General features: G+C 59.9%; 19 protein-coding genes and 1 pseudogene. 14 read left to right on the forward strand and 6 right to left on the reverse strand.

Going from position 1 to position 17,371, the window contains the following annotated elements; translation table 11 throughout:
- Nucleotides 1–26: 26 nt before the first annotated feature.
- Nucleotides 27–1,385 carry an FMN-binding glutamate synthase family protein gene (locus tag ACSQ83_RS18625; RefSeq protein WP_414952989.1) on the forward strand — a complete coding sequence of 453 codons (1,359 nt, stop codon included), beginning with the start codon at nucleotides 27–29 and terminating at the stop codon, nucleotides 1,383–1,385.
- Nucleotides 1,386–1,393: 8 nt separating this feature from the next.
- Here the strand turns inward: ACSQ83_RS18625 and ACSQ83_RS18630 are convergent, their stop codons facing one another.
- A complete protein-coding gene (locus tag ACSQ83_RS18630) occupies nucleotides 1,394–2,299 on the reverse strand; it encodes a LysR family transcriptional regulator (RefSeq protein ID WP_414968976.1) in 906 nt (301 codons plus the stop codon).
- Between the two features lie 161 nt (nucleotides 2,300–2,460).
- Between ACSQ83_RS18630 and ACSQ83_RS18635 the strand changes: the two genes are divergently transcribed.
- The 4 genes from ACSQ83_RS18635 (at nucleotide 2,461) to ACSQ83_RS18650 (ending at nucleotide 7,318) form a co-directional block, all read left to right on the forward strand.
- Entirely contained in the window at nucleotides 2,461–3,867 is a 1,407-nt protein-coding gene (locus tag ACSQ83_RS18635) for a M20 family metallopeptidase (RefSeq protein WP_414968977.1), read from the forward strand.
- The gene (locus tag ACSQ83_RS18640; RefSeq protein WP_414968978.1) at nucleotides 3,864–5,150 is read left to right on the forward strand and encodes an MFS transporter; all 1,287 of its coding nucleotides are present in this window, start codon (nucleotides 3,864–3,866) and stop codon (nucleotides 5,148–5,150) included. Before ACSQ83_RS18635 ends, ACSQ83_RS18640 begins: the two co-directional genes overlap by 4 nt.
- Before the next feature lie 23 nt (nucleotides 5,151–5,173).
- Nucleotides 5,174–6,238, forward strand: coding sequence for a serine hydrolase domain-containing protein (locus ACSQ83_RS18645; RefSeq protein WP_436229156.1), 1,065 nt, complete (start codon nucleotides 5,174–5,176; stop codon nucleotides 6,236–6,238).
- Nucleotides 6,239–6,325: 87 nt separating this feature from the next.
- Nucleotides 6,326–7,318, forward strand: coding sequence for an alpha/beta hydrolase family protein (locus ACSQ83_RS18650; RefSeq protein ID WP_436229157.1), 993 nt, complete (start codon nucleotides 6,326–6,328; stop codon nucleotides 7,316–7,318).
- Between the two features lie 43 nt (nucleotides 7,319–7,361).
- On the opposite strand, the gene ACSQ83_RS18655 is transcribed toward ACSQ83_RS18650, so the two are convergent.
- On the reverse strand, nucleotides 7,362–7,820 hold the full coding sequence (locus ACSQ83_RS18655; protein WP_414952983.1) for a GNAT family N-acetyltransferase: 459 nt from the start codon (nucleotides 7,818–7,820) through the stop codon (nucleotides 7,362–7,364).
- A 162-nt stretch (nucleotides 7,821–7,982) separates the two neighbouring features.
- Here ACSQ83_RS18655 and ACSQ83_RS18660 point away from each other — a divergent pair, with 162 nt between their 5' ends.
- The 4 genes from ACSQ83_RS18660 (at nucleotide 7,983) to ACSQ83_RS18675 (ending at nucleotide 10,496) form a co-directional block, all read left to right on the forward strand.
- Entirely contained in the window at nucleotides 7,983–8,195 is a 213-nt protein-coding gene (locus tag ACSQ83_RS18660; protein ID WP_414968981.1) for a ParD-like family protein, read from the forward strand.
- Nucleotides 8,192–8,959, forward strand: coding sequence for a type I methionyl aminopeptidase (map, locus tag ACSQ83_RS18665; RefSeq protein WP_436229158.1), 768 nt, complete (start codon nucleotides 8,192–8,194; stop codon nucleotides 8,957–8,959). The genes ACSQ83_RS18660 and map overlap by 4 nt, the downstream gene beginning before the upstream one ends.
- Before the next feature lie 193 nt (nucleotides 8,960–9,152).
- Entirely contained in the window at nucleotides 9,153–9,980 is an 828-nt protein-coding gene (locus tag ACSQ83_RS18670) for an AraC family transcriptional regulator (protein ID WP_414952980.1), read from the forward strand.
- A gap of 78 nt (nucleotides 9,981–10,058) precedes the next feature.
- A complete protein-coding gene (locus tag ACSQ83_RS18675; protein WP_414968983.1) occupies nucleotides 10,059–10,496 on the forward strand; it encodes a cupin domain-containing protein in 438 nt (145 codons plus the stop codon).
- A gap of 67 nt (nucleotides 10,497–10,563) precedes the next feature.
- Here ACSQ83_RS18675 and ACSQ83_RS18680 read toward each other — a convergent pair whose 3' ends face one another.
- Nucleotides 10,564–10,866, reverse strand: a complete 303-nt coding sequence (locus ACSQ83_RS18680; protein WP_436229159.1) for a LysR substrate-binding domain-containing protein — start codon at nucleotides 10,864–10,866, stop codon at nucleotides 10,564–10,566.
- 296 nt (nucleotides 10,867–11,162) lie between these two features.
- On the opposite strand from ACSQ83_RS18680, the gene ACSQ83_RS18685 reads away from it, so the two are divergent.
- Nucleotides 11,163–11,342 (forward strand): hypothetical protein, encoded by a 180-nt coding sequence (locus ACSQ83_RS18685; protein ID WP_414952977.1) that lies wholly within the window; start codon nucleotides 11,163–11,165, stop codon nucleotides 11,340–11,342.
- 172 nt (nucleotides 11,343–11,514) lie between these two features.
- Here ACSQ83_RS18685 and ACSQ83_RS18690 read toward each other — a convergent pair whose 3' ends face one another.
- Complete coding sequence (locus ACSQ83_RS18690; RefSeq protein WP_436229160.1) at nucleotides 11,515–11,802, reverse strand: DUF1330 domain-containing protein; 288 nt, start codon at nucleotides 11,800–11,802, stop codon at nucleotides 11,515–11,517.
- Nucleotides 11,803–11,892: 90 nt separating this feature from the next.
- On the opposite strand from ACSQ83_RS18690, the gene ACSQ83_RS18695 reads away from it, so the two are divergent.
- The 4 genes and pseudogenes from ACSQ83_RS18695 to ACSQ83_RS18710 all read left to right on the forward strand — a co-directional run bounded on the left by ACSQ83_RS18695 (nucleotide 11,893) and on the right by ACSQ83_RS18710 (nucleotide 15,642).
- Nucleotides 11,893–12,576 (forward strand): helix-turn-helix transcriptional regulator, encoded by a 684-nt coding sequence (locus ACSQ83_RS18695; RefSeq protein WP_436229161.1) that lies wholly within the window; start codon nucleotides 11,893–11,895, stop codon nucleotides 12,574–12,576.
- A 43-nt stretch (nucleotides 12,577–12,619) separates the two neighbouring features.
- Nucleotides 12,620–14,059, forward strand: coding sequence for an aldehyde dehydrogenase family protein (locus ACSQ83_RS18700; RefSeq protein WP_436229162.1), 1,440 nt, complete (start codon nucleotides 12,620–12,622; stop codon nucleotides 14,057–14,059).
- Between the two features lie 88 nt (nucleotides 14,060–14,147).
- A pseudogene (locus ACSQ83_RS18705) lies at nucleotides 14,148–14,808 on the forward strand (class II aldolase/adducin family protein).
- 195 nt (nucleotides 14,809–15,003) lie between these two features.
- Nucleotides 15,004–15,642: a LysE family translocator gene (locus ACSQ83_RS18710; protein ID WP_414968988.1), complete on the forward strand. Its 639-nt coding sequence runs from the start codon at nucleotides 15,004–15,006 to the stop codon at nucleotides 15,640–15,642.
- Nucleotides 15,643–15,691: 49 nt separating this feature from the next.
- Here ACSQ83_RS18710 and ACSQ83_RS18715 read toward each other — a convergent pair whose 3' ends face one another.
- Both ACSQ83_RS18715 and fmdA read right to left on the reverse strand, forming a co-directional pair.
- Nucleotides 15,692–16,018, reverse strand: coding sequence for an FmdB family zinc ribbon protein (locus tag ACSQ83_RS18715; RefSeq protein ID WP_414952971.1), 327 nt, complete (start codon nucleotides 16,016–16,018; stop codon nucleotides 15,692–15,694).
- Between the two features lie 66 nt (nucleotides 16,019–16,084).
- Nucleotides 16,085–17,314 (reverse strand): formamidase, encoded by a 1,230-nt coding sequence (gene fmdA, locus ACSQ83_RS18720; RefSeq protein ID WP_414968990.1) that lies wholly within the window; start codon nucleotides 17,312–17,314, stop codon nucleotides 16,085–16,087.
- Between the last annotated feature and the right edge of the window lie 57 nt (nucleotides 17,315–17,371).

The following is a 17,371-nucleotide window of genomic DNA, read 5'->3' on the forward strand; positions in this document are numbered from 1 at the left end:
CAGTCCGTTCTTCAGAGAAGGTCCCCATGGAAGCCAAACCGGTTCATTTCGCCCGGCTGCAGCAAGAAGAGTCAGCAGGTTATGACCGCAGCACAATCGACTATATCCACACCGCGGCGCAGCGGGGCCTGTACGAAATTCGCGGCCTGGGTGCGAAGCGCAAAGTCCCGCATTTCGACGACTTGTTATTTCTCGGCGCATCGCTTTCGCGTTATCCGCTTGAGGGCTATCGCGAGAAATGCGTGACGAAGACCGTGCTTGGTACGCGCTTTGCAAAGAAGCCCATCGTGCTGGATATCCCGATCACGATTGCCGGAATGAGTTTCGGTGCACTCTCGGCCAATGTCAAAGAAGCGCTGGGGCAGGCCGCTACCGCGATGGGCACGTCCACCACGACGGGCGATGGAGGCATGACGCAGGAAGAACGCAGTTCGTCCAAGACGCTGATTTATCAATGCCTGCCGTCGCGCTATGGCTGGAATCCTGACGACGTGCGCCGTGCCGATGCAATCGAAGTGGTGATCGGGCAGGGCGCGAAGCCGGGCGGCGGGGGCATGCTGCTCGGGCAGAAGGTCAACCCGCGCGTGGCGGCCATGCGTACGCTTCCGGCGGGTATCGACCAGCGGTCGGCGAGCCGTCATCCAGACTGGACCGGCCCCGACGACCTCGCGATCAAGATCCAGGAACTGCGCGAGATCACGGATTGGGAAAAGCCGATCTATGTGAAGGTCGGCGCAACACGTACCTTTAACGACGTGAAGCTCGCCGCCCATGCAGGCGCCGATGTAGTCGTGATCGATGGCATGCAGGGCGGCACTGCAGCGACTCAGACATGCTTCATTGAGAACGTCGGCATTCCTACATTGGCCGCTGTCCGTCAGGCGGTGGACGCGCTTGAGGACCTGAACATGAAGGGGCAAGTGCAGTTGATCGTGTCAGGCGGAATTCGCACGGGCGCCGACATTGCAAAGGCGTTGGCGATGGGCGCGGATGCGGTGGCGATCGGGCAAGGCATGTTGATGGCGCTGGGCTGCAACAGCGATACGTATTTCCAGCACGGCGGCTTGCATTCGGCGGCGGCCGACTATGCCGCGCTAGGGACGTCGCCGGGTTTTTGCCATCATTGCCATACGGGCAAATGCCCGGTTGGCGTCACGACCCAGGACACCTTGCTTGAACAGCGCGTGCAGCCGGAGGAAGGCTCACGGCGAGTCCGCAATTATCTCAAGACCTTGAACATGGAACTGACGACAATCGCTCGTGCTTGCGGCAAGCAAAATGTCCATCACCTGGAGCCTGAGGATCTGGTGGCGTTGACGGTCGAAGCAGCTGCCATGGCGCGGGTGCCGTTGGCCGGTACTTCGTGGATTCCGGGTTTGAGTTGAGCAAGAAATCAGTTGAGGCATGAGGGATCTTGAATCGCCGTTATCAGCAGTTCAAGAAACGCGGCCACGGCCTTGGGCAACGTACGCCCGGCCATGGTCTGAACCTGAAGTGTCCGCTGATGCAATTCCGGATTGCTGATGGGCACAGCCGCCAGGTTGTCCGGCTTGAGGCGGCTGCGCACTGTCAGGAGGCCAACGAGCGTGACCGCTTTCGTTAGCTGTACAAAGGTTTGCAATGCGCTGCCGTAATTGCTGACGAACACCGGCTCGAAGGTCAGGCCTTCCAGGCTACAGGCAATATCGAATAATTGTCTGACGGTTACGCCCTCGTCATAAATCGCAAGCGGCCAGGGTTTCAGGTCCGCGAGCGAGACGGACTTGTGCTGCGCCAGCGGATGGTCTTGCGCGACCAGCGCAAATATTGGCGCACGCTGCGCGTAATGCACGTTGACGTCCTTCTCGGGCGCGACGCTGAAACATACGGCAACGTCGGCGGTACCGTCGCGTACCCGCTGCGTGGCTTCTGTCGGCGTGTTCACATCGAGTTGAAAGTGCGCCGCCGGCCAGGTCTTCAGGAAATGCACGAACACCTGCGGCAGGAAATCCCGGGCAACGCCCTCGGAACTCGATACACGGATCGTGGCACGGCGATCCGTCGTCAAGCCTCTTATCTCCTCGGTCACCCGATCCTGCTCCATCAGGCTGCGATGCGCGTGCGCGGCCAGGAGGCGGCCCGCCTCGCTTAGCACCATGCCTCGCGGTCGCCGCTCGAATAGCGGCACGCCCATTTCGTCCTCCAGCTTGGCGATCTGCCGGCTCAGTGCCGAGACGGCGACAAACAGCCGCTCAGACGCTTTGCTTAGCGATCCGCTTCGGGCGACTTCCAGGAAATAACGCAGCGCGGTAGTTTGCATGACGCATGCCTTGTAGGAGCTTTGCCGTTTCGGCAACGGAAACTGCCAAATATTGTCATTGTCCATAAATATCGGCGGTATCAAGATCGCGTCATCGGTTTCCCTGACCCGAACACTTGGAAGAACCCACGCCTTTGACGTGCTTCATCGGAGATAAATACGTGACACGCGAGTCTGCTATTCAAGCTGCGGCCGATCTGTACGATTCCGGCATTTTCCTCGAAGACCTGCGTCGCCGCGTGGCCATGCGAACTGAAAGTCAGGAGCCTGAAAGCGGTCCGTTGCTAAGCGCGTATCTCAACCAGGAGATGGCGCCCGCGCTCGCTGAACTCGGCTTTACCTCCAGGCTGGTCGACAATCCCGCGAAGGGCGGAGGGCCGTTACTGGTCGCTCATCGGCACGAAGGCGATCACCTGCCGACGGTCCTGACCTACGGGCACGGCGACGTTGTACGCGGCTACGACGCGCAGTGGCGCGACGGCATGTCGCCGTGGCAAGTCACCGTTGCGGGCGACCACTGGTACGGACGCGGCACCGCTGATAACAAAGGCCAGCACAGCATCAACCTGGCCGCGCTGAAAGCCGTGCTCGACGCACGGGGCGGACGGCTTGGCTTCAACCTGAAGATGCTCGTTGAAACCGGCGAAGAGGTGGGCTCGCCCGGCTTGCATGCCGTGTGCGAGATGCTTCGCGACGAACTGAGCGCCGACGTATTGATCGCCTCCGACGGCCCGCGTTTGGGCGCGGCGCACCCGACCATCTTCCTCGGTTCACGCGGCGTGCTTAACTTCAAGCTCGATGTGAACCTGCGCGAAGGCGGCCATCATTCGGGCAACTGGGGCGGCTTGTTGCGCAATCCCGGCGTGGTGCTGGCGAGCGCGATCGCGTCGATGGTCGATGCCAGCGGGCGCATCCTCGTTGAAGGCCTCAGACCGCCCGAAGTGCCGCAAGCGGTACGGCGCGCGCTGGAGGGGATTAGCGTCGGCGGTAATCCGGGCGAGCCGGACGTCGACACGGACTATGGTGAACCAGGCCTCACGCCGGCTGAACGCGTGTTCGGCTGGAATAACATCGAGGTGCTCGCGTTCCGCACCGGCAATCCCGAGAAGCCGGTCAATGCCATCCCGCCGCATGCATTTGCCTACATGCAGATCCGCTTCGTAGTGGGAACTGACTGGAAAAATCTCGAGCAGATCGTGCGTCGTCATCTGGATGAACGCGGCTTCGGGATGGTCACCGTCGAGGTGGACCGGGGCACACCTGCCACGCGCGTGGACCCCGAAAACGCGTGGGTGCAATGGGCCGTGCATTCGCTCAAGCAGACCACCGGCCGCGCGCCCGTGCTCCTGCCGAACCTGGGTGGCACGCTGCCCAACGACGTCTTCGCGGAGATACTCGGCATGCCCACATTATGGGTGCCGCATTCGTATCCCGGGTGCTCGCAGCATGCACCCGACGAACATCTGCTTGGAACGGTCGTGCGCGAGGGGCTGTGCATCATGGCGGGATTGTTCTGGGATCTCGGCCAGCCCGAGCGCCCTGCATTCGAGCGAAGGAGTGCCCGATGAGCACCGATTCCGTCGCCACTGTTTTGCCCGCGGCACGACGACATGTCAGCATCTACAGGCTGATTGTCGCGACGTCCATCGGCAATGCGCTCGAGTTCTACGACCTCGTGGTCTATGGCTACTTCGCGTCGACGTTATCGAAACTGTTCTTTCCGACCACCGATAAAACCGTGTCGTTGCTGCTGACACTCGGCACGTTTGCTCTGTCGTATCTCGCCCGGCCCGTGGGTGCATTCGTGCTGGGCTCGTACAGCGACCGCAAGGGCCGCAAGGCGTCGCTGACACTTTCCATCGCCATGATGACGCTCGGCACCGGCATGGTCGCGCTGATGCCCGGCTACGCGGCCATTGGCGTGCTTGCACCTATCGGCATCTTCGCGTCGCGGCTGTTGCAAGGGTTTTCGGCGGGTGGCGAGTTCGGCAGTTCGACGGCTTTTCTCACCGAGCATGCGCCCGCGCGCAGCGGTTTCATGGCGAGCTGGCAGTTCGCGAGCCAGGGCGCGAGCGTGCTGGTTGCATCGGCATTCGGCGCAGTGCTGACAAGTACGCTGACGCCTGCGCAACTCGAAGGCTGGGGCTGGCGCATTCCGTTTTTGTTCGGCATGCTGATCGGTCCGGTGGGTTGGTATATCCGCCGGCATGTCGATGAAACGCCGGAGTTCGAACGCACGGAACGCTCCGCATCGCCTATTCGCGAAGTGATGGCTACGCAGAAGGAACGGCTCTTGGTGTGCATCGGTTCGCTGGTGCTGACGACGACCGCCAACTACATGCTGCTCTACATGCCGACGTATGCAACCAGGCAGCTTGGACTCGCGCCGTCTTATGGATTTATCGCGACGCTGGCAGCGGGTTTTATCGTGATGGTGCTGACGCCGATGGTCGGCCATTGGTCCGACAAAGTGGGCCGCACGCGCATCATGCTCGGCGCGGGATCGGTGTTCTTCCTGACCATTTATCCCGCGTTCGTGTACATGAACGCGCATCCCTCGCTACTCACCCTGCTGGCCGCGGTCATCTGGGTGGCGGTCCTCAAGGCCATCTATTTCGCGCCTATTCCCGCGTTGATGTCGGACCTGTTTCCGGTGCGTACGCGGACCACTGGCATGGCGGTGGGCTACAACGTGGGTACGACGGTCTTCGGCGGTTTTACGCCGCTCGCGGTCGCCTCGCTGATCGCGTTCACCGGCAATAACCTGGCGCCCGGTCTCTATCTGATGCTCGCGGCCGTCATCAGTCTCTTCACGCTTCTGTGGGCGCGATCGCGCCTGAAAGTGCATTAAACCGCTGGATGGAATTTCTCGACATGACCGATATGAAGGATTTTCAGCAAGCCATACAGTTCTCGATAGATCATGAATCGCTCTGGGACCGCAATGTGGATGGCGCCTGGGGCGTGCATGTCAATGATCCGCCGCCGTGGAACCGGCTACTGGGTCCCGTGCATGATCGCGGTCCGGTTTCCGGGGCGATTTCCATCGATGGCCGCGTGCTGACAACATGGGGCGAACCGGATCGCGCCGACCTGACGTTCAGCATTGCCAAGACCTACCTCGCGCTGCTGGCGGGCGTGGCGTTTGATCGCGGTTTGCTGCCGAACGTGAGCGAGCCGGTGCACAGTCGCGTTCCGGGTATCGGTTTCGACGATGAGCACAATAGCCGGATTACGTGGGCGCATCTGCTTCAACAAACCAGTGAATGGCGAGGCGAGTGTTTCGGGCTGTCGGATCAGGCGGACCATTTTCGTGCCGTAACGTTTGGCCGTGCGCCCGATGGCAAGAAGGGCGACCTGCGGCGGGTGCAGGCACCGGGAACCTACTGGGAATACAACGACGTCCGCATCAACCAGTTTTCGTTGGCACTGCTGAAGTTGTTTGGCCGGCCGTTGCCCGAGGTGTTTCGCGAGGCGATCATGCAGCCGCTTGGTGCCAGTGAAGACTGGCAATGGGTGGGGTATGACAACGCGTGGATTGAGCTCAATGGGCAGCGCATGCAGTCGGTGCCGGGCGGAACACACTGGGGTGGGGGACTGTCGATCAGCGCGAACGATCAGCTCAAGGTCGCGCGTCTTTTTATCGATGACGGGAAAGTGGATGGTCGCCGCATCATCTCGAGTGAATGGCTCGCGCGCCTGAAAACGCCTTGTGCACTCGCGCCATATTACGGTTACCTGGTGTGGCTCAATCATGAACGCCGCGTGTTTCCGAGCGTACCCGCGTCGAGCTACTTTGGGATTGGCGCAGGGAGTGCGTTCACATGGATCGAACCCGAACGGAAGATGGCGGTGGTGGTCCGCTGGCTGAATTCCGCTCACGCCGATGAATTTTTCGGGCTGGTGTTGAAGGCGGTTGATGCAATAGCGGGGCGTTGAATAGTTGAGGAGCGTTGGGGTAGAGTCCGCTTTGCCGCGCTCACTCAATATCGTACGATCTGGGCGACGACAATAATGGAGACTGCCGTGAGACTCGTCGCCGTGATCGCCGCCCTGTTTTCAATGCTTACCCTGCTTGCTGCGCCGGCTCGCGCTGCCGGTGTCGGCTTTCAGGAAGTGAAGATATCGAATGGCGCGGAGCCGCCGCTGACCGCCGGGATCTGGTATCCGACTGACGCACCCGCGACACCGCATCCGTTGGGAGATGCCACTCAGACCGTGGCACTCGACGGGCCGCTTGCCGGCCGTGGCCTGTCGCTTATCGTGATGTCACATGGCGGCGGCGGGTGGTATGACGGTCACTACGATACGGCGCTTGCCCTCGCTCACGCCGGCTTGGTGGTCGCGGCCGTCAGTCACGCCGGTGACACTTTCAATGACCAGAGCCGCGTCTTGCAATTGTGGCGCCGTCCCGCCCAGCTTCATCGGCTAGTGGATTACATGCTTGACGAATGGCCTTCGCATGCCCAACTGGATGCGGCCCGAGTTGGAGCGTTTGGTTTTTCAAACGGCGCGTTTACCGTGCTGGTGGCCGCAGGCGGGACCCCGGATCTCTCGACGATCGCACCGTATTGCGAGGCTCACCCGGATCATGACTTGTGCGCGGTGCTGAAGCATGCCGGCGTCGATCCTCATTTGGGCGCAGACATTCCTGCTGACGTATGGATCCACGATCCGCGTATCAAGGCCGCGGTTATCGCCGCGCCGGCATTCGGCTTCAGCTTCGGTCGCGCGGGGTTAAGCAGCGTGCATGCTCCCATCCAGCTTTGGCGAGCAGCCGACGATCATCATCAGCCGCACCCTTACTATGAGGAAGCGATACGCGCGGACTTGCCTCAAACCCCTGAATATCACGTGGTCGCCAACGCCGGACATTACGATTTCCTGCCGCCTTGCGATGCGCGCCTCTCGCGGAAAATGCCGGCCGTTTGCAACAGCGAGCCGGGTTTTGATCGAGCGGCATTTCACGAGCAACTCAACGCTGACGTGGTGCGTTTTTTCGAAGCAGAGCTACGATAGAAAACGCCCGTCTCTCTCGCTTTTGCTTGAGACTTAACAGCCACTAAACGATCCGCTCCGCCGGATACGCATAGTGGCGATAGCCGCCGTGGTCGTGCGTATAGACGAACCCCGCTCCTTCGTAAAGAGACCGCGCCGGATTGTCAGCCTTCACACCCAGCGTGAGCGCAGCGAAACCTTGCGCGCGTGCGTCGGCTATGAACTCGTCAAGGAGTCGCCGGCCGAGTCCGGCGCCGCGCCTTTCACCCTGGACATAAATGGACGCGAGGACAGCGGTGTTGTCGTGTGCCTCCCAGAAGCAGTAACCGCTAGCCTCCCCATCATGTTGCGCAACGAACATGCGCTCGAGATTGCTGGCCCATTGCTTGATGTGCCAATACATTCCACCGCTCCAGCGTACCTCCTGCTCCGGCTCGATCTGCCGAATATAGTCGAGTTCGCCGGCATATATCGCCGGAAGGTCAGTAGCGCGGGCGCGACGAATTGAATACAGGTCTGTCATCGTTTAGAAAGGTACGGGAAGTTGAGTACGCTCACGTTACCTTACTCGAGCGTTAACCCGCGCCGGGAATTTGCTTCGCCGATGAATTTCGTAAAGACCACGCTTGCGCTCCCATCACGACAGACTATATGATTCGTATACGTTTCATATAGAGAGAGTGACATGGGTATTGTTAATATCGACGATGATTTGCACGATCAAATACGCAAGGCGAGCGGCGTCTCGTGCCGGTCGATCAATGCGCAAGCGGCGTTCTGGATCAAGATTGGTATGTTATGCGAAATGAATCCGACGCAGAGTTTCAATGAAATCGTTGCGCGTGAAATGCGTGCCGCGGGCGTTGTGACGCAAGCCGCAAAAGTGGCGTTGACATGACCAAGCGACCCGAAGAAATCGCGTTGATGGCTGAGTCCGGCAAGTTGCTAGCCGATGTATTCGGCTATCTGGATCGGCTGAACCTGATTGGCATGTCGACCATGCAGATCAACAATCTGGTCGACAGCCTCATAGTGAATGAACTCCGCGCACGCCCGGCAAGCAAGGGGCAGTACGGTTATGCCTACGCACTCAATTCCTCCCGCAATAAGGTGGTGTGCCACGGTGTTCCGTCCACTAGCGACATCTTGCAAAGCGGCGACATCGTTAATTTCGACATCACGTTAGAGAAAAATGACTATATCGCTGACTCCAGCAAAACCTATCTGGTAGGCGAGGTGAATCCATTGGCCAAGCGTCTCGTGCAAGTAACCTACGAAGCGATGTGGAAGGGGATCAAGGCTGTTCGTCCAGGGGCAAGGCTTGGCGATGTAGGCCATGCCATTGAGCGGCACGCGAGAAAAAACGGCTATTCCGTGGTGAGAGAATATTGCGGGCATGGCATTGGGCGTGAAATGCATGAAGATCCCCAGGTACTGCATTGGGGAAAGCCGAAAACGGGTCTGGTGCTACAAGAAGGCATGGTGTTCACCATTGAACCGATGATCAACCAGGGGCGAAATGCCGTTCGGACCGAAGAAGATGGCTGGACCGTCGTCACGTGCGATGGGCAACTGTCCGCGCAATTCGAGCACACCGTAGCCGTGACCCGAAACGGCGTGCAAGTCTTGACGTTGCGCCCCGAGGAAAATGTGCTGCACTGAAAGCCCGGCGAGCGTTGGCCGTGAGCCGCTGGAACTGATACTTAGGGTCGAAACGCACGTTCAAGTTTGGACATGAAAACGAGCCGGCGAACTTCGAAATAATCTGTCCCGTGCGACAATTTGGGCAGAGGTTGCGGGCCGTACAGCGCCCGCGCTGCAGCACGACACCTCGAAACGTCCAGGGCTAAACATCGTGAACCGACCAGCACCGCGTTTGAATCCCGACTGGGTAAGACGTGCCGAGCCTATAGAAGGCGTAGAGCGCATTGAAGCGTGGTTTCACGGCAAGGCGTATGCCATGCACCGCCACGACACCTATGCGATTGGCCGTACGCTCGCGGGCGTCCAGAGTTTCAACTATCGGCGCAGTCAGCGAAACAGCCTTCCCGGCAACACGATCGTCCTTCATCCCGACGAGGCTCACGACGGTCAGGCGGGCACCGACGAGGGATTCCAGTACCGGATGATCTATGTCGAACCTGCGCTCTTTCAGGACGTGCTCGGCGGGCGCGCGTTGCCATTCCTCGATGGCGGCGTGACGACCGATCTGCGTCTTGCAGCAGCAACCACGACCTTGCTTCAGCACGTGGGTCATACGCTCGAGCCACTCGAGCAGAGCGATGCGCTCGCCGAACTGGCGCACGCGTTGGCGGCTGTTGCCGGCACGCCTGCACGGCGCTCGGCAGGCGATTTCCTTGCGGCGCGGCGCGCACGCGACTATCTGCACGCGAACTGCGCTCGTGTTGTCATGCTCGACGAACTCGAAGCGGCGACCGGCCGCGATCGCTGGAGCCTGTCGCACGATTTCCGCACGTTCTATGGCACGAGCCCCTACCGTTATCTGACAATGCGGCGCCTCGATGCGGTGCGGCGCATGCTGCTCGCCAATACCTCGCTCGCTGATGCGGCGGCCGCCGCGGGTTTTGCTGACCAGAGCCACATGACGCGACATTTCACGAAGACGTTCGGGCTGACGCCGGGGCATTGGCTCCGGGTCGCGGGCGGTATCCAGCGCGTTTGAAAAACACCCACGATCGTTCAATACAGCCGCAAGGAGCCTGCGTATCCTCGACGCACAAACACCTTAGCGGAGAGAACGATGTCCCAATACCCGAACCCCAACCCGAAGCACATTGACGCGCCGGCCGAGCGCGGCCAATGCCAGACCATCGACCTGATCGGCAAGATCGCGCAGATCGACGGTCACTGGCAACCGCGCGTCGTCGCCGAAATGAACGACTACCAGTTCAAGGTCGTGAAGGTCGAAGGCGAGTTCCCGTGGCACCGGCATGCCGATACTGACGAAACGTTTGTCGTGCTGGAAGGCGAGTTGCGTATCGACGTACGTGGCGGGCCTTCGGGCGATGGATCAATTGTGCTGCGAGCAGGTCAAATGGCCGTGGTGCCGAAGGGCGTCGAACATAGGCCCAGCGCAAACGGGGAAGTGAAGATGATGCTGATCGAGCCGAGAGGCGTGGTGAACACTGGCGATGGCGCGAAGGGCGAGCGTACCGTCGAGAATGATCAGTGGATTTGAAGAGCGCTAGGCATGTGCCGGGCGCGCCTGCTGCGTCGCCACGGCTACTGTTTTCGAAGTTCTTCCGTTATAAATTCCACGAACGCTCGCGCGACCTTCCGCGCTGCAGTTCATACTGGCAACCCCACAGCGGCGCCGACGTGATTCCCAGATTGCCCGTCGCGCACGCGATGGCGCCTGCGATCGAGTTAGTCGAGATGTTCGGATGAAGTTCGACGTTGACTTCTTCGCCGTCCCGCTCGAATTGCCATGAGGCGGCCCGCGTTGCAGCCGGGCCTCCAACAATCCGATGTTCCGTCAAATCAGCCGGCACCAGCGGCATGCCGGCGCGATCAAAGTAGGTAGGATATCCAACGATTACGCGTGGCATCGTCGTAATGAATTTGGACGTGCCCGATGCATGCCGACACGCAGCCCGACATCGACTGCCTCGCGCACCATGTCTTGCCATCTGTCGTCGAGCGGCGATATCACCAGGATCGTGGCTGGCATTATCGCGAACGCCGGTGCTCATGCCGGCAAGATCTACTCGCTGCATGGTCCAGTGGAGTACAGCCATGAAGAGTTGGCTGCGGAAGTGAGCTGCGCACTCGGTACGCCGATGCAATACGAACACGTCACGGTGTCGACGTTTCTCGAAACTTCGGCCTGCAAAACGCTACCGTCATGCGTAAGCACTTCGAGGCGGTCACCATCGATCAGCAGGAAGGTCTGCTGGCGGGGACTGACAGCATCGGGACGGAAATCATTGGCGGTCCGCTCACGGCAGTCGAGCAGTTTATCGCGGCCAACCGGTTGAAGTTTGTGCTCGGCTATCCAGTTCGCAATGTCGACGCTGTGCTGTAAATCAGAAGGAGCGTGGTTTGAGAAGCCGTCGCCTAGGACAGTCTCCAGCGATCTGCTGGAGCCTGCACTATGCGGGCTGAACAAGGGCGGGGACGTTGTGGCGAGACGCTGCGCTATGCAATGAAGACAGGCAGGTGACGCTGAACGCTGCGCCGGCCCATTAGTCAAGCAATCACATCCCTTCGACCAGGATGCATCGATAGTCTGAACCCACGAACCGGTGCATCGATGCATCCTGATACACCGGGTCGTGGTACCACGCGCGGGCGGCATCGAATGAGGGGAATTCGAGGATCAAGACGCCCTCCGCGTTCGGACCTTCGAGCACTTCATGACGGCCGTTGTAAGCGCGAAACGTCACGGGATGATTCGCGAAGACGGCCTGCGCTTTTTCCTTGTAACGGTCCAACTGATTGGCGTCGCGCGTTTTCTCGCGGACGAAAATGACATAGGCGGGCATGGGGTTCCAGGGGGTTCGTTGAGGGCGCCGGATTGACCCGGTGAAGTTCATGGTACTTTTAGCTCCTGTCAAATCCTGTCAGGAGTGAGGGTGTCCCGAACCGCTCGATTATTGACCTTGCTGGAGAGGCTTCGCGCGAAGCGTGTGCCGGTGACTGCGTCCGAACTCGCGTCGGACCTGGGCGTGTCCGAGCGCACGCTGTATCGCGACATCGCGACGCTGATTGAACAGGGCGCGCCGATACACGGCGAAGCGGGGATAGGGTACGTGCTAAGGCCGGGATTATTCCTGCCGCCGCTGATGTTGAGCGAAGACGAGATCGACGCCGTGGTGCTGGGCCTGCGGTATGTGGACCAGCGCGGCGATGACGTATTGCGTAAGGCCGCGGCTCAAGCGCTAGCCAAGATTGATGCTGTATTGAACGCGTCGGGCAAGGATGCCATGCGTGCCCCGACCGTCCATTCCGGCCCACCGGTCCCGGATTTTCCCATCAATGCCGTGCCGCTTGCGAGCCTGCGCGCGGCCATTCGTGGCCAGTGCAAACTGCGGATAGGGTATCTGGACGCGCAAGGCGAGGCGTCGGATCGAGTCGTCTGGCCGGTCGTACTCGGCTTCCTCGACAACGTCCGCATTCTTGGCGCATGGTGCGAAAAACGCCAGAATTTTCGTAGTTTTCGCACCGACAGGATCGCGTCAGCCGATGAAACGGGCGAGCGGTATCCAGGGGCGAGGGCGGTGCTATTAAGCAGGTACAGGACGCATTTAGCGAGGTAGTTTCGTTCGCACTCGGGATTGGACGGGACGGGGTCAGGGGGCGGTGCTGGAGTGGACCGAGGCTATCGGCGGCCGTTACCGGGATGTCATCGACCCTGCGACGGGCGACGCCATAGCAAGCGTCGCGCAGGGATCAGCCACGGATGCGCAGCAGGCGATAAGCGCCGCGCGCCAAGCGTTCGATCACGGTCCGTGGCCTGCTTTAAGCAACAGCGAACGTGCGGCGTACCTGCGGTCATTAATTAGCGCGTTGAGAAATCACGCCGACGAGACCGCGAAAATAGAAGCGTTGAACACGGGTAAGACGATCACGGAGGGTCAGTCTGATGTGGGCGACGCGATCGCCGCGTTCGACTACTTCGCGCGCCTGATTGGCACGGATTCCGGTGTGCTGAACGGCGCCGCGCCGAATGTGATCAGCATGACCTTGCGCGAGCCCGTGGGTGTATGCGGACTTATCACGCCATGGAACTATCCCATCCTGCAGGCCGCGTGGAAGCTTGGGCCGGCGCTTGCGGCCGGCAATACGGTTGTGATCAAACCCGCGAGCCTCACACCGCTTTCCACACACCGCTTGGCCGAATTGATCCATGCCTGTGGCTTCCCCAAAGGTGTTTTCAACCTGGTGACCGGGGGCGCGGAGGTCGGTGGAGCGTTGGCATCGAGTACAAGCGTCGATCTGATTTCCCTGACGGGCAGCAATGCAGCGGGCGCTAGCGTGATGAAGGCGGCTACATCGAACTTCAAGCGGATATCGCTGGAGCTGGGCGGCAAGAATCCGAACATCGTTTTCGCCGATGCAAATCTTGAGGCAACCGTGGATCAGGCGCTGAACGCGGCATTTTTCAACGCGGGGCAAATGTGCTCGGCGGGTTCACGCCTGTTGCGGGAGCGGCCGATATACGACGTATTCGTCGAAGCCTTGAGCGCACGCATCAGGGCAATCCGGCTGGGACATGGGTCTTCGGAACGCACACAGATGGGTCCGGTGATATCGGCTCAGCAACGCGACCGCGTGCTCGCGCTGGTCGAAGGTGCGGTCGAGGAGGGCGCGCGACTGTTGTGCGGTGGCAAGTCTCCTGGCGGCGCGCTTTTCAATAAAGGCTTCTGGATAGAACCCACCCTTCTTGTCGATGTGCACGCATCCATGCGCATCGTCCGCGAAGAGATCTTCGGCCCGGTGATAACAGTGGAATGTTTCGACGGAGAAGACGAAGCCGTAGCTCTTGCCAACGACACCGAATTTGGCCTTGCCAGTGCGCTATGGACGCAGTACTTCGCCAAGGCGAATCGCGTGTTGCGCCGCTTGCGCGCGGCCACTGTGTGGGTCAACAACTTTAATGTCACGCTGCCTCACGCGCCGTGGGGCGGTTATAAGGCGAGTGGAATTGGCCGTGAACTATCGCGTGCCGGACTCGATGAATACACCGAACTGAAGCATGCGTACGTCAACGTCGAACCCAAGGCCATTGGCTGGTTTTGATCACCTAAACGGAGATGCCTCCATGCTGGAACATCGTCAACAACGCGTGGACCTGGCGTGTGTCTTCCGCTGGGCAGTGCGTCTTGGCATGCACGAATCCGTTGCCAATCACTTTAGCGTCGCGGTGTCGGATGACGGCGCACAATTCCTGATCAATCCGCGAGGCAGGCACTTTTCTCGCATCAAGGGGAGCGACTTGCTGCTGGTCGATGCACACGATCCTCAGACCATCGACCGCCCCGATGCGCTCGATATCACCGCATGGGCGCTTCATTCGGCGATCCACAGGCGGCATCGGGAAGCGTTGCATCCTGCACGTTCACTCTAAATACGCGACCGTGTTGTCGTGTCTGCAAGATCCGGTGCTGCCGCCGCTCGACCAGAACTGCATGCGCTTCTTTGAGCGTGTGGCAGTCGATACCGCTTTTGACGGCATGGGTCTGGGCGATGAAGCCGAGCGCGTAAGCCGTGCCCTGGAGGGCAAGCCGGTGCTGCTGATGGGGCAGCATGGCGTGCTGGTGGTTGGACCGACGGTGGCCCAGGCATTCGATGATCTCTATTACTTCGAGCGTTCATGCGAGACCTACATCACGGCGTTGATGACCGGGAAACCGCTGCGAATTGCATCGGCCCGCGTGGCGCACAAGACCATGCGTCAATGGGTGGAGGACTACGATGGTTTCGCGGACCAGCACTTCAGCGAGATGAAGGCGGTACTTGATGACGAGAGGTCTTCATACGCGCAGTAGGGAGGCGGGTTTCAGCGCCCGGTCACGGCTATGTGTATCTCCAGCAGCAGTGTGCCTGGCCCTTGACACTGCGCGGACCCAACTCGAATTATGACCGGTGTTTAGCAATCCGCTTAATTTACAAATGCGGCGCTGCTCCGCTCGTGTTATTTTTCAGGAAAACGCATCCCATAACCTACTTCCAGGAGAACGCCGATGACCGCCTTAGCCGCCGTTGCCGCCATACTTGCCGCGTTATTAATGGGGGCGATGAGTCCGGGCCCGAGCTTTGTACTGGTCGCACGCAATGCGATCGGTTTGTCGCGGGCGGACGGATTGGCGACCGCACTCGGCATGGGGGTAGGCGGCGTTTTCTTCAGCGGTGTCGCGCTTGCGGGCCTTTATACGCTGCTATCCGCGGTTGAATGGCTCTATGTCGCTTTGAAAGTGGCCGGCGGGCTTTATCTGATCTACATCGCCTCGAAGATCTGGCGTGGAGCGTCTAGTCCGCTGGTCGTGGACGACGGACGCGACGCGCAAAACCATGACCTGCGTAAATCATTCTGGATCGGTCTAACGACGCAACTCAGCAATCCGAAGACTGCGATCTGGTACGGCAGTATCTTTGCCGCCTTATTGCCGCAACATCCGCCGCTCTGGTGTTACCTCATCCTGCCGCCCATGATCTTCGCGATTGAAGCAGGGTGGTACACGGTTGTCGCCTTGAGTTTCTCCAGCCGCCGTCCGCGTGAGCTTTACCTGCGCGCCAAGAAATGGATCGATCGCTTCGCCGCAGGCGCCATTGCCGCGCTTGGCCTTCGATTGATTTTCACCGCGCATAAAGCGGGTATCTGACGGCTATGCAACAACAGCCACTGGCGAGTCTGCTTCAAGCGGACCGAGTCTAGTGGCTGATCATCCACGGCCGGCCGGCGGCTGTACGCGGCGCCGCTTGCGCCTCGGCGGAACGCGGCAGTTTGATCTTGCCAGAACAGCAACCGCAACCCGCACCGTGCGCGGACGAACGAACTGGATCGTGCGCCGAACGTTCATTCACTGCATGTGCCGATCGCTTGACACCGCAAAGCGAGGACAGTTGCGGCGCACTTCGTATGACCCGGGCCGCCGAGGTGTCGCACGTGGGACAGCGTGCGGGCGCGTCGCGTTCGGCTATGGCGCGCCTTGCGTCGAAGGGACCGCAATAAGCACATTCGAATTCATACGTTGGCATGTGAGGTCCTCGTGAGTGTGATTCCCGGCATACCGTTGCTCGCCGGGAATCGGGCGAAAATTTAGACTAAAGATCCAAAGACAGCGGCAAGTCAATCCCTCCCTTGATATGCTTGATCGGGCCAGCCGAATTCGGGCTGATGTCGAAGTCAAAGATCTGTGTGGGTAGCCATAGCGTTGCACACGCATTCGGAATATCAACTACACCGCTGATATGCCCCTGCACCGGGGCCGTGCCAAGTATCGAATAAGCCTGCGCGCGCGAGTAACCAAACTTGGTCATGTATTCGATCGCGTTCAGACAGGCCTGCCGATACGCCACATGCACATCAAGGTAATGCTGCTGTCCGGCTTCATCGACGGAAATGCCTTCGAAGATCAGGTAGTCGTTGTAGTGCGGCGTGATCGGGCTCGGTTTGAAGATCGGGTTCTTGATGCCGTATTTCGCCATGCCGCCTTTGATCAGGTCCACTTTCATGTGCACCCAGCCCGCCATTTCAATCGCGCCGCAGAACGTGATTTCGCCATCGCCCTGGCTGAAATGCAGGTCGCCGACAGACAAGCCCGCGCCGTCCACATACACCGGGAAATAGATCTTCGAACCGCGCGAGAGATCCTTGATGTCGCAGTTGCCGCCGTGTTCGCGCGGGGGGACCGTACGTGCTCCGGTCGCCGCCGCGCTATCACGCGCGGCCCCCTGAAGCTTGCCCATGTGAGCGGTCGGCGCGAACGGCGCATTCGCCAGCGGCGGCACCCGGTCAGGTTGCGTCGCGATAAAACCGATCTCGCGGTCATTCCACGTTTCAAGCAGCTTCGGGTCCGGCAGGCAACCGATCAGGCCCGGATGGATCAGCCCCGCGAAACTGACGCCGGGAATATGGCGCGAGTCGGTAAAGAGTCCGTGAAAATCCCAGATACTTTTCTGCGCATACGGGAAATGCTCGGTCAGGAAACCACCGCCATTCTGCTTCGAAAAAAAGCCGTTGAAACCCCATTGGCTTTCTGCTTTGGTGCCTATATCGAGCAGGTCGACCACCAGCAGATCGCCTGCCTCGGCACCGTGTACACCGACCGGGCCGGAGAGAAAATGGACGATCGACAAGTCGATATCGCGCACGTCATCAGCGGAGTCATCGTTCTTGATGAACCCGCCGGTCCAGTCGTACGTTTCCAGAACGAAGTCGTCGCCGGGCTTGACCCAGCACGCCATCGGAATGTCCGGATGCCAGCGGTTGTGAACCTGCTCGTTGTCGAACGCGGACTGTTTCAGGTCGACCTTGATGAGCGTATCGGGCATGTAACTCTCCTTTTATAAGTACCGGCTGCACCGGCGAACAAATGGCTTTTCATTCAA

It is taken from the genome of Caballeronia sp. LjRoot29, from assembly GCF_964252755.1.
GTDB lineage: Bacteria > Pseudomonadota > Gammaproteobacteria > Burkholderiales > Burkholderiaceae > Caballeronia.

Bases quoted from the DNA above. Each gene is read 5' to 3' on its own strand.
- ACSQ83_RS18625 (WP_414952989.1), top strand. From the start codon at position 27: ATGGAAGCCAAACCGGTTCATTTCGCCCGGCTGCAGCAAGAAGAGTCA.
- ACSQ83_RS18630 (WP_414968976.1), bottom strand. From the start codon at position 2,299: ATGCAAACTACCGCGCTGCGTTATTTCCTGGAAGTCGCCCGAAGCGGA.
- ACSQ83_RS18640 (WP_414968978.1), top strand. From the start codon at position 3,864: ATGAGCACCGATTCCGTCGCCACTGTTTTGCCCGCGGCACGACGACAT.
- ACSQ83_RS18645 (WP_436229156.1), top strand. From the start codon at position 5,174: ATGACCGATATGAAGGATTTTCAGCAAGCCATACAGTTCTCGATAGAT.
- ACSQ83_RS18655 (WP_414952983.1), bottom strand. From the start codon at position 7,820: ATGACAGACCTGTATTCAATTCGTCGCGCCCGCGCTACTGACCTTCCG.
- ACSQ83_RS18660 (WP_414968981.1), top strand. From the start codon at position 7,983: ATGGGTATTGTTAATATCGACGATGATTTGCACGATCAAATACGCAAG.
- map (WP_436229158.1), top strand. From the start codon at position 8,192: ATGACCAAGCGACCCGAAGAAATCGCGTTGATGGCTGAGTCCGGCAAG.
- ACSQ83_RS18675 (WP_414968983.1), top strand. From the start codon at position 10,059: ATGTCCCAATACCCGAACCCCAACCCGAAGCACATTGACGCGCCGGCC.
- ACSQ83_RS18680 (WP_436229159.1), bottom strand. From the start codon at position 10,866: ATGCCACGCGTAATCGTTGGATATCCTACCTACTTTGATCGCGCCGGC.
- ACSQ83_RS18685 (WP_414952977.1), top strand. From the start codon at position 11,163: ATGCGTAAGCACTTCGAGGCGGTCACCATCGATCAGCAGGAAGGTCTG.
- ACSQ83_RS18690 (WP_436229160.1), bottom strand. From the start codon at position 11,802: ATGCCCGCCTATGTCATTTTCGTCCGCGAGAAAACGCGCGACGCCAAT.
- ACSQ83_RS18710 (WP_414968988.1), top strand. From the start codon at position 15,004: ATGACCGCCTTAGCCGCCGTTGCCGCCATACTTGCCGCGTTATTAATG.
- ACSQ83_RS18715 (WP_414952971.1), bottom strand. From the start codon at position 16,018: ATGCCAACGTATGAATTCGAATGTGCTTATTGCGGTCCCTTCGACGCA.
- fmdA (WP_414968990.1), bottom strand. From the start codon at position 17,314: ATGCCCGATACGCTCATCAAGGTCGACCTGAAACAGTCCGCGTTCGAC.